Source organism: Spiroplasma endosymbiont of Cantharis nigra (assembly GCF_964019925.1).
Classification (GTDB): Bacteria; Bacillota_I; Bacilli_A; order Mycoplasmatales; family Mycoplasmataceae; genus Spiroplasma_A.
This window is the reverse complement of the sequence record NZ_OZ026470.1, coordinates 113,280-130,125: the sequence shown is the minus strand read 5'-3', so window position 1 is coordinate 130,125 and position 16,846 is coordinate 113,280. Positions and strand designations below refer to the sequence as shown.

16 protein-coding genes are annotated in these 16,846 nt (G+C 23.9%); 1 reads left to right on the top strand and 15 read right to left on the bottom strand.

Going from position 1 to position 16,846, the window contains the following annotated elements:
- Nucleotides 1-115 precede the first annotated feature (115 nt).
- The 13 genes from AACL04_RS00585 to AACL04_RS00525 all read right to left on the bottom strand — a co-directional run bounded on the left by AACL04_RS00585 (nt 116) and on the right by AACL04_RS00525 (nt 13,908).
- On the bottom strand, nt 116-1,426 hold the full coding sequence (locus tag AACL04_RS00585) for a thymidine phosphorylase (RefSeq protein WP_339030448.1): 1,311 nt from the start codon (nt 1,424-1,426) through the stop codon (nt 116-118).
- A gap of 24 nt (nt 1,427-1,450) precedes the next feature.
- Nucleotides 1,451-2,332: a lysophospholipid acyltransferase family protein gene (locus tag AACL04_RS00580; protein ID WP_339030447.1), complete on the bottom strand. Its 882-nt coding sequence runs from the start codon at nt 2,330-2,332 to the stop codon at nt 1,451-1,453.
- 5 nt (nt 2,333-2,337) lie between these two features.
- Nucleotides 2,338-2,805, bottom strand: coding sequence for a dihydrofolate reductase (locus tag AACL04_RS00575; protein WP_339030446.1), 468 nt, complete (start codon nt 2,803-2,805; stop codon nt 2,338-2,340).
- The gene (locus tag AACL04_RS00570; protein WP_339030444.1) at nt 2,805-3,674 is read right to left on the bottom strand and encodes a thymidylate synthase; all 870 of its coding nucleotides are present in this window, start codon (nt 3,672-3,674) and stop codon (nt 2,805-2,807) included. The genes AACL04_RS00575 and AACL04_RS00570 overlap by 1 nt, the downstream gene beginning before the upstream one ends.
- 169 nt (nt 3,675-3,843) lie before the next feature.
- A complete protein-coding gene (locus tag AACL04_RS00565) occupies nt 3,844-4,818 on the bottom strand; it encodes an ABC transporter ATP-binding protein (RefSeq protein WP_339030442.1) in 975 nt (324 codons plus the stop codon).
- A 12-nt stretch (nt 4,819-4,830) separates the two neighbouring features.
- Nucleotides 4,831-6,585 carry an ABC transporter permease gene (locus AACL04_RS00560; RefSeq protein ID WP_339030440.1) on the bottom strand — a complete coding sequence of 585 codons (1,755 nt, stop codon included), beginning with the start codon at nt 6,583-6,585 and terminating at the stop codon, nt 4,831-4,833.
- A gap of 14 nt (nt 6,586-6,599) precedes the next feature.
- Nucleotides 6,600-8,423 carry a lipoprotein gene (locus AACL04_RS00555; RefSeq protein WP_339030438.1) on the bottom strand — a complete coding sequence of 608 codons (1,824 nt, stop codon included), beginning with the start codon at nt 8,421-8,423 and terminating at the stop codon, nt 6,600-6,602.
- 47 nt (nt 8,424-8,470) lie between these two features.
- Entirely contained in the window at nt 8,471-10,291 is a 1,821-nt protein-coding gene (locus AACL04_RS00550; protein ID WP_339030436.1) for a lipoprotein, read from the bottom strand.
- 137 nt (nt 10,292-10,428) lie between these two features.
- Nucleotides 10,429-10,731 carry an IS3 family transposase gene (locus AACL04_RS00545; RefSeq protein WP_339030434.1) on the bottom strand — a complete coding sequence of 101 codons (303 nt, stop codon included), beginning with the start codon at nt 10,729-10,731 and terminating at the stop codon, nt 10,429-10,431.
- Complete coding sequence (locus AACL04_RS00540) at nt 10,718-11,143, bottom strand: IS3 family transposase (protein ID WP_339031167.1); 426 nt, start codon at nt 11,141-11,143, stop codon at nt 10,718-10,720. Before AACL04_RS00540 ends, AACL04_RS00545 begins: the two co-directional genes overlap by 14 nt.
- 137 nt (nt 11,144-11,280) lie before the next feature.
- Nucleotides 11,281-11,646: a helix-turn-helix domain-containing protein gene (locus AACL04_RS00535; RefSeq protein WP_339030432.1), complete on the bottom strand. Its 366-nt coding sequence runs from the start codon at nt 11,644-11,646 to the stop codon at nt 11,281-11,283.
- A gap of 376 nt (nt 11,647-12,022) precedes the next feature.
- On the bottom strand, nt 12,023-12,343 hold the full coding sequence (locus AACL04_RS00530) for a holo-ACP synthase (protein WP_339030430.1): 321 nt from the start codon (nt 12,341-12,343) through the stop codon (nt 12,023-12,025).
- A gap of 2 nt (nt 12,344-12,345) precedes the next feature.
- The gene (locus AACL04_RS00525; protein WP_339030429.1) at nt 12,346-13,908 is read right to left on the bottom strand and encodes a hypothetical protein; all 1,563 of its coding nucleotides are present in this window, start codon (nt 13,906-13,908) and stop codon (nt 12,346-12,348) included.
- 103 nt (nt 13,909-14,011) lie between these two features.
- On the opposite strand from AACL04_RS00525, the gene rnhC reads away from it, so the two are divergent.
- Entirely contained in the window at nt 14,012-14,890 is an 879-nt protein-coding gene (gene rnhC, locus AACL04_RS00520; RefSeq protein ID WP_339030427.1) for a ribonuclease HIII, read from the top strand.
- Nucleotides 14,891-15,056: 166 nt separating this feature from the next.
- Here the strand turns inward: rnhC and AACL04_RS00515 are convergent, their stop codons facing one another.
- Complete coding sequence (locus AACL04_RS00515) at nt 15,057-15,527, bottom strand: dCMP deaminase family protein (RefSeq protein WP_339030425.1); 471 nt, start codon at nt 15,525-15,527, stop codon at nt 15,057-15,059.
- Nucleotides 15,528-15,531: 4 nt separating this feature from the next.
- The gene (locus AACL04_RS00510) at nt 15,532-16,839 is read right to left on the bottom strand and encodes a hypothetical protein (RefSeq protein ID WP_339030423.1); all 1,308 of its coding nucleotides are present in this window, start codon (nt 16,837-16,839) and stop codon (nt 15,532-15,534) included.
- Nucleotides 16,840-16,846 lie beyond the last annotated feature (7 nt).

Genomic DNA, 16,846 nt, shown 5'->3' with positions numbered 1-16,846 from the left:
TGATAGGGCTAAATAAACATTATGGGCTAATGATTTTTAAAACTATTCCAGACTTATTTATTATATTTTAAATTTTCTTAAATTTCAATGGTTATTAAATGGAAATTTGAAAATATTAAATATTCTCGTTAGTTAATAATTTTAAAATCAACTTTTCATTTTGAGCCTTATCTTTTATTAAAATTAAATCCTCTGCCTTTTGTTTGAAAACTTTTATATCATCTCTATTTGTATAAAGTGTCATTACAACTTCTCCCGATTTAACAAACTCATTTGTAGTTTTATTTAAGTAAATTCCAGCAGCAAAATCTATTTTTTCTTCTTTTGTAGCTCTACCTGCTCCTAAATGCATTGAAAGATAACCTAGTTCATCTGCTGAGGAAAATGCAATATATCCCTCTTTTTTTGCCTTAATTTCAATTACATGTTTTGTTGAGAAATTTTTTTCATAGTCTAATATAACACTAAAATCGCCATTTTGAGCCTCTATAAAGTCTCTAAGCAAGTAAGCAGCACTCTTATCGTTTAAAACCTTAGTTAATTCATTTTTAGCTGTTTTTAGGTCTTTAAAAACCTTATTTTGAACTAAAGTTAAACCAGCTGCAGTTACACATAATTCAACTAAATCTTGTGGCCCTTTTCCATTTAATGTATCCCAAGCTTCTTTAACTTCAATTGCATTACCAATAGCTCTTCCTAAAGGTTGATCCATATTTGTAATCATAACACTAACATTTCTCTTGTGTTCTTTTCCAATTGTTATCATTGCTTTAGATAAGGCAATAGCACTAGCTAAATCTTTCATAAAAGCTCCACTACCCATTTTTACATCCAAAATAATGCTATCAGCAGGGATTACAAGTTTTTTTGACATAATACTTGAAGCTATTAAAGGAATTGAATCTACTGTACCAGTAACATCTCTTAAAGCATATAATTTCTTATCAGCAGGAACAATATCACTTGATTGACTCATAATTGACATTCCCACTGTATTTAAAATTTCTTTAAACTTTTCTTCACTAATTTCTCCAGTTCACCCTGGACAACTTTCAAGTTTATCAATTGTTCCTCCAGTTTGTCCCAAACCTCGCCCCGATAATTTTGCAACCTTGACTCCAAACTTAGCAACTAGTGGAGAAAAAATAAGACTTGTTTTATCACCAACTCCTCCAGTTGAATGCTTGTCAGCTTTTAAACCCACTACATCATCTAAATTATAAGTTATTCCTGAATTAATCATTGCTTGTGTAAAATTGGCAATTTCAGATGAGCTCATTCCATTAAATCAAATTGCCATATTAAATGCTGCCATTTGATAATCTTTTAATGTGTTATTAACAAAAGAATTAACCACTCAAAAAATTTCTTGAGAAGTTAATTCAATTTTATTTTTCTTTTTATTGATGATTTCTGCAAAATTCATTCTTATCTCTCCTACTTATATAAATTAATAAAAATTAGTTCTATTTTTTTTATCTACTTTTTTTGGTTGAAGACCTAATTTTTTAGGATCTCAATCTTTATATAAATTGATATTTTTTTCTACTTCTTTTTGCACATTTTTTGTTAACATTTCAGTTTTAAGTGAAATAAATTTTTCTGGCATCATTGGTTTTCCAAAAACCACTTTAATAACAAATCTACCATGCTTTCTTTTTTGAAATAATTTATAAGAATCAATTATTGAAACTGGCACAATTGGTACATATGCCATCTGTGCTAATTTCATACTTGCTGACATAAACTCTTCTGGTTCTTGTTTTGCACTACGAGTCCCTTCTGGAAAAATTACAACTGATCTTTTATAATCAGAAATTAATTCTTTTGCCTCTTTCATAGCACTCAATGCACTTCTTGGATTATTGCGATCTAAAGGAACATTATCTGTTAAATTCATAAAATGCTTAAATATTTTAGTTTTTCATAATTCTTGTTTTGCTATAAAAGCAACAGGTTGTTGTAATGAAAAATTATTAATTGCTAACATTAAAATTGAGTCCAAATTTGATTGATGATTTGGAGCCAATACTATTCCACGATCTAATCAGTTTTCAATTCCAATTACATCAATTTGCACATTAGCAATTTTTAAAACCTTTCTAATTTTCTTTTTAACTCAGTTATATCTTCACTCTTCAGAATATAAGTTAGGATCTTGCTTTATTTTTCTTGTTATTTTTTTTGCTTTTGCTGTTACTCTTCAAATACTTCAAGCATTTGTAAATAGTCTTCACTTACTTACATAAGCCATTTCTTTTTTATCTTTATCTTCTTGATTCTCTTTTTCTTGCTTTAATACAATTTCTTTTTTAACTTCTAATTCTTGCATAAATGTTACCTTTCATAGTAATAAGTCGTAAATTCACTAAACTCTATCTTATTGATTAGTCTAAAAATACTTTCATCTCATTGAGGTGCAAAAATATTTCCTTGATAATCTTTATTTATAATACTAACTACTAGTTTATCTGCATACTCTAATGCACTTTTATAAATTTGAGAACCGCCAATAATAACAAGCTCTTCGTCTTTTACTTTATATTTTTTTAAAATTTCTTCTAAATTACTAGATACTTCTAAATTATTATAACTCTTTTCTAATTCTCTTGAAGTGATTAAAATATTTTTTCTATTGGGTAATGGTTTTTTTGAAAGTGAGTCCCATGTATTTCTCCCCATTAATATAGTTTTTCCTCTTGTATAATTAATAAAATGCTGCATTTCTTCTTTTATATCTCAGGGTAACTTATTATCTTTTCCAATAATCTTATTTTTACTTTGGGCTCATATTAAAGAAATCATTAAACTGCCACAGCTCCTTTTAATGCTGGATGACTTTCGTAATCCTCTAAGCTAATATCTTCAAATTTAATGTCAAAAATTGATTTATTATTGGAATTAATTTTTAAAGTTGCTAATTTTTTTGGTTCTCTTATTAATTGTGCTTTTAATTGTTCCACATGATTTGAATAGATATGTGCATCACCAATTGTATGAATGAAATATCGAGCTTTTAAATTACATTCACTTGCCACAAGTTCTAATAATAAGGAATAGCTAGCAATATTAAATGGAACTCCCAAAAATATATCCCCACTTCTTTGATAAAGTTGCAAATCTAAGAAGCCATCTTTTGATACATAAAATTGAAATAGTGAGTGACATGGTGGCAAAGCCATTTGTTTGATTTCAGCAGGATTCCAAGCAGAAATTATATGTCTTCTTGAAAAAGGATTTTCTTTAATATCATTAATTAAATTTTTAAATTGATCTATTCCATTAAAATCCCTTCATTGCTTGCCATAAACTGGTCCTAAATCTCCATATTTATCAGCAAATCTTTTACTTTCTTTAATCTTTTGAATAAATTCCTCTAAACTTTCATTTTTAAAATCTTTAGACTTTTTATAAATTTCATAAGGTCATTCATTTCATATATTTACTTTATTATCAACTAAATATTTAATATTAGTATCACCACTAATAAATCAAAGTATTTCATGCACTATTGCCTTAAAAAAGACTTTTTTAGTTGTAACTAATGGAAAACCATCTCGTAAGTCATATCTTGATTGAGTTCCAAATTTTGAGATAGTTCCAGTATTTGTTCGATCTAATCTTTTTTCTCCAGTTTCAAAAATTTGTTTTACCAAATCCAAATATTGTTTCATATTATCACCATTTAAGATTATATATGAGAACAAATAAAAGTATAGTCATTTTTTATCTTCAAGTACTGTTAATGAGTAAATTAAGATTAAATTAAAAAATATTTATATATAAAAAAACAATTAGTAGTTAAATACTAATTGTTGAATAAATTTTAAAATAATATATAACTTATTTTTTATCTACTTTTAAATTACTGTTCTCTTTTTTTATTGTTTCTTTATCTTCAATTGCTTTATGAACTGATTCCATGTTTATTGGCAATTTAACAAGATTAAGTATTAATATCGATTTACTAATAAAATAAACAAATACTCAATTAATTTCTTTTAATTGATTAGTTGCAAAAATAATAGAATTTTCAACTTCATTATACTTAAATGATTTAATTTTTTTAGATATTAAAAAATCTCTAAATGCTAATGTATCAAAACTATCTTGCAAAAATAGTTTGTATTTGTTATAAACATTTAATTCCTGTTTTGAACCCGAAAAAATTAGTTTTCCACTGTCAATAACTAAATAATTATCAATTATCTCATTAATTTCATCAATGTTATGAGCAGTTATTATAATTGTTTTGCCCTCTTCTTTTAATTTAATTAAAAGATTTTTAACTTTATTTCTTCAATATGAGTCTAAATTAGCTCCAGGTTCATCAAGAATAATTATTTCTGGATTCTTTAAAAAAGTCAAAATTAAGTTAACTCTATTTTTCATTCCCCATGAAAAATCTTTAACTTTTTTTTCAATTGCATCTTCAAGACCAAAGAAATTAACTCAATACTCAATTTGAGTTTTAATAAATTTCTTTTTTAAACCCATAATTAAGCAAATATTTTTTAAATATTTATTTAACGAAATATTTTGTAAAGAAAAATCAATTTGAGTATAAAATCCTATTCCCTTATTCTCCTGATAACCATTTTTTCCATTAATATTCTTGTCATTTATTTTTATAACTCCACTATATTTTTTGTTACAACTTATTATTGAATTAATTAAAACACTTTTTCCTGAACCACTTGTTCCAAGAAGTGCTGTAACTTCTCCTCTTTTAAACTTAAAAGAGATTTCTCCTATAGAATTTTTTTTAAATTTTTTAATATAATTTTGTATTTCTATAATATTTTCATTATTATTCATTTTTTCTCCTTATTATTTAATATCTATTTTTTTAAATTTAATAATTGCAAAAGAAATATTGAATATAGAAAGCAAAGATAATACTATTATGAAGTATAGAGGATTAAAATAATTATTATAAGTATCCTTTTCAATTATATTTTTATCATTAAGTTTAAATGTATATTCAACATATCCTAAAAATGAGCTCTTTTGATTATCAAAAGTTATTTTTGATTCAGAATATGGTAAAAACCAAAAGTCACTATAAGAGAAACCAGAGTGTAAAGTATAATTTGATCACATTCCATTAAAAATGTTAATATAAGAAAAAAGATTTAATTTTTTTCTTGTTGAATAATACTTATTTCAATCTGCAGCTGTTTTATTTACAGAGTATGTTGTTGATTCAATGTATCTGTCGGTATACTTAATAAAATATTGTTCAAGTATTCTAGTACAAAGCATTAAGTCAAAGTTTAAATCGTTTCTAATTAAAGAATAGGTATTTTCATCATTTTTTAAAGTAAATGCTTCTTTAAAAGTACCTGCAAGTTGATAATTATACATTGATAATAAGTAATCTTTTTTAAAGTTAGTTAAATTATTTTTACTTTTATTAGTGATACTATTTTTATCAATTGAGTTCTCCATAAAAATGAATGTCTCAAATAAGTCAACCTTTTCTTTTTGTAAATCTTTAAACTCATTATTTATGTATATTGAAAAATTATATAAATCTTCTAATATTAGTTGTTTTTCTTTATTTTGCTCTGAATCTACTAATATTTTTAACTCATCAATAGAAATAAAAGTATTTTCTAAAGTCAACTTAAGACTTAATTCATCATTAATTGCTCAATCAATTGGAATATTAGAATCATTACTTGGTAAATTATTTATAAATAAATTATCTCTTTCAATTACTAATGGCTCTCTTTTTATTATTCCTAAATCATTTCATAACTCTTCAACTCTTTGCTTAATTATATTTTCATTTGTATTAAATTCATTAAATTGATATTCATTTTTTATAAAAAAATCATTTGTATATTTTGATAAAAAATTATATTTAATTTTATTTTGACTAACATAATGTTGAAAGTCAAAGGCCTCATATAAATCAGGAACTGTTAATAATTGATTATTATTAAACTTTATTGTCATTGACTTTTCATTTGTCTTTTGAAAGTTTGTTGGTAAATTTGCAATAAATGTTAGTGATAATATTAAAGTACAAATAATAGTTGTAGTTTGTAATGAAAATATAAATATTAAAAATATAATAAAATTCAATATTAAAAAACCAGAAACTAGAGTGTAAATTAAAAATACTAGTGTAATTCTTAAAAGAACTGGATTAATAATAAAACCACTAAATACAATATTTATAATATTAATTAAAATAAATGTCATAAGAGTATTTAATAAAACTGTTATATAAATTATTGATCATTGACTAATAAAAAAATTTGTTCTAGAAACCTGATTTGAAATGGAAATAAATGTAGTCTTATCTTCCATTTTATTATGATAAAAAAACTGTACCATCCTTAAAATTAGAATAAATAAAAAACAAGATATATAAAATAATATATAAAAGTTAAAAGCTAAAACTACTTTTTCTTGTTCTTTCATGAATAAAGTTATAATACCAAAAATAATTGAACTTATTAATAACATAAAATTTAAAATTACAAATACTAACTCATTGAAAATATTTTTAATATTAAATAATAGTAAAATTCTAAATGGAACCTTACTATATAAAATTTCCTTTTCTTGCATATTCTTAAGGCCTTCTAATTACTTTCAGCTCTTTTAATAAACATTTTACGATTATTTTCTTTTCATATTCCTTTAATAAGAAATTTCACATTAATAAAGTTTTGTTTAAATATTCATTCTAATTCATTCTCAGCAAAAGATCCGTAATATCCACCTTGAACTATTCCTATGTCATCAACTCTATGTCAAGCACCAATACTATCTCTGTTAATTGCTCAATTAAATATACTTTGATTTGAATTCTCTAATAAAATATCTCTGTGTTTTTTTAAATTTGTATTATTTAAACTTAAGCTATTATTAAGTTCTTGCGTAAATTGATTTCCGCTAACCTTAATTCCATTTCAAATATTATCTGCATCTCCTGAAACAGAACTTCCATTTCCAGAAAAACTAGCTATAGGTAAATCTTCAGCTCCTCTTGGTTTAATATCAAAAATACTTTGAAACTCTTGTATTCCAGAAATCATATTATAATACATTGCACCAAATAATGAAGAAAAAGCTGCCTCTTCTCTATTCTCTTTAGTTTCAAGATTTGATACTGCAATTGATGTAAAAATAGATAAATCATTAATTGGATGAATGTAAGATTCATTTATTTTAATTGACAATCCCTTTAATTTCACTTCTCCAAAACTTATAGAATTATTTTTAATTTCATCTTTAATTTTTGAATTTTCTATTGAAGATTCTTTTTCAAGATTACTAATAAAATTATTAAACTTTACTAAATAGTCTTTTTGAAAATTCATAAAATTATCTCTTAGATAATTGTACATATATGTATTAATATCAGAATCTACTCCAAATATTTGTGCCTTAGAATTATTTTCAAATTTACTAAATATACTATTATACATTTTTTGACCACCGCTCATACTATCTTTTCAATCATAGCTTTTAGCAGTATTTGCATTTACAAAATCCTTTTTAGTAAATTTGTCAAAAATAATATCTCCATTAAATTCTAATGGTACTGATGGAATTTGTTTAAAGTATTTACTTTTCATATAAGTTATAATATTTTCTTTAAATGCTTTCCCTTCATAAATATTTTTAAAGTCATTATTTTTTGGTAAAAATACTTTTTTATATTGATCATCATTATAACCAAAACTTTTTGCATCTAATCAACTATAATCTTGACTTTCTAAAAAGTAGTCACTTTTAATACCTTTTTCTAAATTACTAATTGAAGCAATTAATAATTCATTAGAAGTTAGTGTAAATATAAAATTTTTTGAACTTTTATAAGAAGCAGTTTGACCCTCTGAATCTAAATATTGAAAATTAAATACTAAGTTTACTTTTATATAAGATAGAAAGCTATCTTCCCTTTGTGAATTATTTATTGAATCTTCAGTATAATTTATTTCTAATGTATTTCAATCAACATTAAAGCCATTATATAAATTTATTCCTTCTAAAAGGATAGAATACTTTTTAGAGTCAATATTATCCAATAAAAACTTTTTAAAATTATCTTCTTGAACAATTTTTTGAATATCTTTTATTAATAATATTTTATCATTTTCTGATAATTTATCACCAATTAAAGCTTCTTTTGGATTATTACCTAATAACTCTTTAATTTTTCTCATTTGTATGAAATTATAAATAGTACTTTGATTTGATGTAAGATCAAAGAAATTATTATTTATTTTTAATCAATAACTTTCAATAACACTATTTAAATCTTTTTTTAATTCTTCAATTAAAGCCAATTTTTCATTTGGTATCACTGTTGGTGGTACTGTACCTCCACAAGATATTACTGTTGCAGATGAAGTTGCAACTAAACTAACTGTTCCCAATAAACTTAATAATTTTTTCATGTTTTCCCCCTTATGAAATATTTAAAATTTAAAAATTGATTAATTATTTATTTTTCAGCTCTTTTAATAAACATTCTACCATTATTTTGTTTTCATATTCCTTTAATAAGAAATTGTACATTAATAAAATTTTGCTTAAATGCCCATTCCAATTCATTCTCATTAAAACCATAATAATATCCAGCTTGAATTACTCCTGTTTTATCAATTCTATGATATGTAGGTATTGTGTTTCCTACAACTGCTCAATTAAATACATTTTGATTTGAATTCTCTAATAAAATATCTCTGTGTTTTTTTAGATTTGTATTATTTAAACTTAAGCTATTATTAAGGTTCTGCGGATACTGATTTCCGCTAACCTGAATTCCATTTCAAATATTATCTGCATCTCCTGAAACAGAGCTTCCATATCCAGAAAAACTAGCTATAGGTAAATCTTCTTCTCCTCTTGGTTTAATATCAAAAATACTTTGAAACTCTTTTATTCCAGAAATCATATTATAATACATTGCACCAAATAATGAAGAAAAAGCTGCCTCTTCTCTATTCTCTTTAGTTTCAAGATTTGATACTGCAATTGATGTAAAAATAGATAAATCATTAATTGGATGAATATAATATTCATTTATTTTAATTGATAATCCCTTTAATTTCACTTCTCCAAAACTTATAGAATTATTTTTAATTTCATCTTTAATTTTTGAATTTTCTATTGAAGCTTCTTTTTCAAGATTACTAATAAAATTATTAAATTTTACTAAATAATCTTTTTGAAAATTCATAAAATTATCTCTTAAATAATTGTACATATACGTATTAATATCAGAATCTACTCCAAATATTTGTGCTTTAGAGTTATTTTCAAATTTACTAAATATACTATTGTACATTTGTTGACCACCGCTCATACTATCTTTTCAATCATATTTTTTAGCAGTATTTGCATTTACAAAATCTTTTTTAATAAATTTGTCAAAAATAATATCTCCATTAAATTCTAATGGTACTGATGGAATTTGTTTAAAGTATTTACTTTTCATATAAGTTATAATATTTTCTTTAAATGCTTGCCCTTCATAAATATTTTTAAAGTCATTATTTTTTGGTAAAAATACTTTTTTATATTGATCATCATTATAACCAAAACTTTTTGCATCTAATCAACTATAATCTTGACTTTCTAAAAAGTAATCACTTTTAATACCCTTTTCTAAATTACTAATTGCAGTAATTAATAATTCATTAGAAGTTAGTGTAAATATAAAATTTTTTAAACTTTTATAAGAAGCAATTTGACCCTCTGAATCTAAATATTGAAAATTAAATACTAAATTTACTTTTATATAAGATAGAAAACTATCTTCCCTTTGTGAATTATTTATTGAATTTTCAGTATAATTTATTTCTAATGTATTTCAATCAACATTAAAGCCATTATATAAATTTACTCCTTCTAAAAGGATAGAATACTTTTTAAAATCAATACTATCCAATAAAAATTTTTTAAAATTATCTTCTTGAACAATTTTTTGAATATCACTTATTAATGATTTTTTATCATTTTCTGACAATTTATCACCAATTAAAGCTTCTTGTTGATTATTACCTAATAAATCTTTAATTTTTTTCATTTGTATGAAATTATAACTACTACTTTGATTTGATGTAAGATCAAAGAAATTACTATTTATTTTTAATCAATAACTTTCAATAACACTATCTAAATCTTTTTTTAATTCTTCAATTAAAGCTAATTTTTCATTTGGTATCACTGTTGGTGGTACTGTACCTCCACAAGATATTACTGTTGCAGATGAAGTTGCAACTAAACTCACTGTTCCCAATAAACTTAATAATCTTTTCATGTTTTTCCCCTTTAAAATCATTTTTATATTATAAAAATGATTTTAAAGAAAAAAAGAAAAAATACAACTTTAAAATAAAAAATAAGTTATATATATGGTAATCATATTATGTCAAGTATAGAATAGGTTTTTTTATTCTATTTAGAACACCATGTTTCTCATGGTGTTTTTTCATGCTTTACCATTATTCTTTTGAAATTATAAAATTGAATATACTCCAAAACATTATTGTATACTTCTTGAAAAGAACTCAAGTTCTTTTGATATCACTCTGTTTTTAAAGAAGAGAAAAAAGTTTCACAAGCAGCATTATCTAGTGAATTTCCAGGTCTACTTAAAGATATAGAGATTTTATTCATCTTACAATACATCTGACTAAAAACTGAAGTATATTGAAAGCCATTATCTGAGTGAATTATTAAGTTTTTATTTTTTAGCATAGCCCTCAGCCATTTTCAATGTTTTAAAATAAATTTTATTATCATTTCTCATAGATATATCATATCCAACTATAAACCCAGTATTAACATCTTTCATAATGCTTAAATATGCAAACTTATTATAACCATAAGGCAAATATGTAACATCCGTTACAAATAATTCACCTTTATCAAAACTATTTCATTGCCTATTAACAATATTAGGGTATTTAGAATTTCTAACTTTAATCTCTTTTGGTTTTATACTTTTCTTTATTGTAATTTTTGATCTCAGTCCTAAAAGCTTCATATATTTATAAACTAATTTATTTGAAACATTGATATTATAAAAACGCTTTAAAATTATATTGATTCTAGGATAACCATAAATATGATTATAATAATTAAATATCTCTAAAATATAATCGGCTAAAGCCTCATCAAACTTATAATTAAATGTAGGTTTTTCTTTTTTTACTCACCTGTAATAACTTGATTGTGTTGTTTTAAGTGCTTTACATAAAAAAATAATTGGTCAATTAGATTTATTTTTCTCAATATAGTTATACTTTAATTGCTGTTTTTTTCTGAATCCTCCAGGAATTGATTGAACTTTTTTAGTATCTCATTCTCCATTTCTAAAAGTTTATTTTTCTTTTTAAGTTCCATAATCTCTTTTTTAAATGGGCTATTTTTTAACTCTATATCAATTTTTTTAATTCCTGCGGTTTGTCCCTTTCTTGAAGAAATCTTCTTGAGATATTCAATTCCATATTCTTCATATCCTAAAGCTCATTTTCTTGCAGCAGAATATGAGACATTATGTTTTTTTGCTAATTTCTTTCAACTTTGTTGATTAATTGCTCAATCCTTTGCAACTTCTATTTTAGTTTCCAAAGATACCATATTAGATTTATTTCCTTTAAAATTTGCCATATAAAAAATCCTCTTCTATATAGATTATATTAGAATTTTTTTATTCTAACTCTATACATAGAGGATTATATTCAGTTATATATATGGTTAAATTTTTTAATATATGCCATTAATAAGCTTTTATCAGAATTATGTTTTAATAGATAATAAATGGTCAATTATAATTAATTAGTTATGACTAACTTTTATTTAAATAATAATTATATTTATCAGAGTAAAAAAATTTACTTGATATTATCTTGTTTATTTTTTATTAATTTTATAGATTATTAAAATTAATTTTACTTCTATATTTTTTAAAAAGACCGCTAAAAATATCTCAATATAATATTTGAAATTATGATTATTACTAATTATATATTATTTGATCTTTTTATTACAAATTCAAAACTACTGCAACGGAGTATTTTTTTTCATGACTAATAGATAATTCAATATTTTTAAATTCTTTATTTTCTATAATAGGTTTATTATTTCTATAAATAATATTTATTTCATTAATCTTTAATGGTTTTTCTATGCATTTAGTAAGCGCTTCTTTAGCTGCTCATCTCCCCGATGCAAATTGTAATTTAGCTTCATTACTTTCAAGATTATTAAGTAAATTTATCTCTTCTTTATGTAAAAATTTTTTTAGAAAATTCTCATTTAAAGTTATTCTTTCATTTTCAATAATATCAATACCAATTTTTGCCATAATTAATTTCAGTATCCTTTTGCAAAATCAAAATAATGTTCTATTCAATAACTTCCACTATATCCTTTATTATCTTTATTTCTTCAAAATTCCTGATAATGTTCTATTTTTTCAATATCATTATTTGAAGCTTTAACTCCATCCTTAGGAATTTTTGAGTCATAAAATTCTCCTAATTTCATTTCCCCAGAAGGAGTAATTTCAAATCCCTCAATTAAATAAGTTGCTGTGTATATCGTTGATAAAAATGGTACTGAGTCTAAATTATTTCTAGTAGTAGCATTTACATAATTAATACTTTTAAAGAAATTATAAGTCATTTTTGCATCTCTTAATACTTTTGATAGATATCTTTGTTTTGCAGTTGACTCTGAACTAGTTATTTTATCTAAATTATCTGCAAGTTTAATAAATGGATTTGCTTCAATACCCTCGTTATTTGTTTTTTCTTGAGCTCATTTATAAAATTTTTCCAATTCATTAGAATCTAATCAACCATCATGTATTTTACTTTCCTCTTTACCAGATGATAAATAATAATTATCAAAAGCATTAATTAATTCAACACTTGTAACTGTTGCTTTTGGACTTTCTAAACCATTGACAAATATTGTTGAACCCATCAACATCATTTCTGAAGTTAATCTAAATAATGCACGTGTATCTTGCGGCATTGTTTCAATACATGCAGAAATTGGAAACTTAAGTGGATTAGCTGTTGCGTACCCTTCTGCCATAACATCTTCATATACTAAAAAGAAGTTTTTTAATTTAGGCATTGATTGATTTGTAATTAATTGCATTCCCATAACAGATAACGGACTTATTACATATTTACTGACACAAGCATTTGTATAAGTAAAAGTAAATAAAGGTATTGATGGTAATGGTGAGGCAATTTTACGTGATATAGAGTATTTTTTATAGGCATTACCATCTAAAAAAACATCTCTTATTTGCTCTTCTGTCATATTTGAAAAATCTGTTAAGCCAATTTTTTGATTTTCGGTTTGAAATAAAGGAAAACTTACAACAAGACTTACTCCCATTGATAAAGTCATACCAATAGCAAGACCATTAAATGCTCCAAGTAATGTGTCAACTTTTCTAACAACTTTAATTTTACTAATTTTTCTTTTAAATGTTCTATATAAAATAAGACCAATTAAATTTATTATTACAAAAATTCAAATACACATTATAAGATATAATACTAATCCAGATAGTGTTTTTAAAATTTCATAACCAGTTCCTGATCCACTAATTGGTAATGTTGAGCCACTTTCTCCAACTGGTAACAATGAACTAATTAATTTACTTATCGTGTCACCAAAATAGGAGAAAACATCTACAAACTTTAATTTAACCCATAATTGCATTAGCAATGGGTTTAAAGCATTTGTTAGCAATGCTGGAACAAAAAGTAAGATAATAACAACTATTAATTGTAAAATTAATACATAAAAGGTAATAAAAAAACCCTTTGTCATACCAAAAACTGTACAACTAATAATAATGGAAAAAGCCAATATATCAAATAGTCATCAAGGTCCTATATTAATCATTAAACTTTACCTCCATTCTTACTTAAATTTAATTATACCAATTTTATTATTTTATAATAACCCATATTTTACATTATAATTTATCTAGAAAGACTGAAAAAATATGAAAAGCTTAAGTTTTAAAAATGTAGATGAGAAAATAATTACTAAAATTATTGCAGAAAATAAGAATTTTTTAACTCCCTCAAATAACCTAAATATAAAGTTTTTATTAAAAATTAATGGTCTTGTTATAAGTGTTTATCATACAAATACCATACTAATTCAAGGAAATAATGTCCTAGAATTTAGTTTAAAATATAACTTAAAACAAGCACTATCTTCTAAAAATGTAATTAAATCATTTGAATTGCCAAATATTGGTTGTGACGAAGTTGGAGTGGGAGACTTTTTTGGTCCATTAGTAACTTGTTGTGCCTATGTGGAAAAGGATTTTAAGAAAAAATATCCTGATTTATTAGCTGAAATAACAGATTCAAAAAAAATGACAGATTCAAATATATATTCTCTTTTTAAGAAAATAACAGATAAAGTTATTTGAGAAGTATACATTTTAGAGAATCAAAAATATAATCAAGCTTATGATATTTATAAAAATACTCATATTTTAAAGGCTATTTGTCATAACCAAGCATTAAAAAGATTATTTAGAAATAATGATGATTTAAAAACAATACCAATAATTATGGATCAATTTGCCACTGAAAAAAATTATTATAATTATTTGTCTGATCAAAAAATTATAATAAGAGATATTTATTTTGAAACAAAAGCTGAATCTAAATACATCTCTGTGGCTTGTGCAAGTATTATTGCTCGATATCATTTCTTAAAAAGCGTAAGAAATTTAGAAGAAAAATATAAAGTAAAACTACCTTTAGGAGCTAGTAATACAGTAAAAGAATTTGTTAATAAATATAAAGTTGAAATGAAAGACGAAGTCGAAAAGTTTACTAAAATGCATTTTAACAGTAAAAAGTAAAAAACCCTATTATGATGGGTTTTTTTGTTACTCATTGATGGACGCAATGAGTGTTTACTGTTATGGTATTAATAAATAATACACGAAATACAGAGTGTTAGTAAACTAACACAATATAATTATAAAGCAATAAAAAAAAAAAAAAAACAATTATCAAATTATTTTTTTAAATTAAAAATATTTTTACTTCCTTTTTATAAGTACATTCAACTTTGGCTTCCTTTAACATTTTTTTAGCAATTTTATTTTCCATTTTATCCTCATATTTATCACAAGAATAAGTAATTTTTTTAATACCTGCTTGAATAATGCTTTTTGTACATTCATTACAAGGAAATAAACTAATATATATTTCACATCCTCTAACAGATTCTTTTGAAGATAAAATTGCATTTAATTCAGCATGAACTATATAAGGATATTTAGTTTCTTCTAATTTCCCATCCCTTGCTCATGGATAATTATCATCATTAAGACCTCTTGGTAATCCATTATAACCAGTTGAAACAACTTGCTTTAATTCGTTAACTATAACACATCCCACTTGTGTAGTTGGGTCCTTACTTCTCATTGCATTTAATTGCACCATTGCTAAAAAATAAGTATCTCAATCAATATAGTCTTTTCTTTTTTTCATATTTTTAACCTCATTTTGAAATATTTCCACTAGAGTCAAGATATCAATCTCAACCATTTCTTAGAATAATTGAATTTCCTTTAGTATATGGCATTCAGCCTTTAATAACATATAGTTGTAAAGTCATTACACTATATGGATCATGAGCTGGTGAATAATAACTAATTAAAGAAAATGTAAGTGGTAGTAAAAATGAAATAGTTAGAATAGTAATTGGCAATATAATTAATTTATCTAAAGTATCTTTTTTATAAGTTAATAATAAATAAATACTTGAAGAAATTGCAGCTGATGCAATAATCATTATATATAAGTGAGATTGAGTTAAAAATAATGGATAAATAACTAAGCATAGAATTGGAAATACCATTCTATTTTTTGAAAATAATTGAATCGGTTCTCTTTTTTTATCTCATGTAGTAACTGCTAAAACACCTAATACACTTGCCATAAATCCTAAACCACCTGAAAACACAGCTTGTTGAGTTGGAACAGTTGCACTAACAAAAAAACCTACAAGTGGATAAGTAATAAATATTGCAATTGCAAACTTTATTGAACCTACCAATCCCTCTGTATATCTTGCTAATTTAATAGTTGTTCCAGCTAAAAATATTTGAATGATTGCCATTAAAAGTCCATTTGAATTTGATGTAAATCCATATGTGAAAATTCTTCATCATTGTTGACCTACAATAGTTAAGTTTCTATTTGTCGCTCCAAAAAATAAGTCAATTGTAAGACCATTTATTTGAGGAAATCATAACATACTAAATACAGCTGTAATTGAAGGCATAATCATAAATACAACAATTAGAAGTATTGAAATAGGACTATTCCTATTCATTCTTTGAATTGCTTTTTTAAACTTAATATTAGAAGACTTTGTTGGATCTTTTAAGATTTCTACCATTTCTTCATCTGAAATGTAATCCTCTTTTGCTTCCTTCTCTTCCTCTTTAATTGAATCTATTTTAGAAAAATAAGGTTTTAATTTTATTTTAGTATTTTCTAAATTAGAAACACTAAAAGTTGTCCCTTCTAATTCAATATCTATATCAGAGTCACTTAAAGCAATATTTAAAACTTCTAACTTTTCTCTTTTTTGTGATTTTAAAGTTGCTTTTATTTCATTTAAGTTTTTATCAATTGTAACTGGAGAACCTAAGGTTACTCTAATTACTTTGAATTTAGCCTTAGGGTTAATTAAATAAGATACATAATCATTACTGTACTTTTCCAAAGCTCTATATTTTTCAACTTTAACAAAATAGTGAACTAAATTCAATTTCAATTCATTAAAATTTATCATATAATAC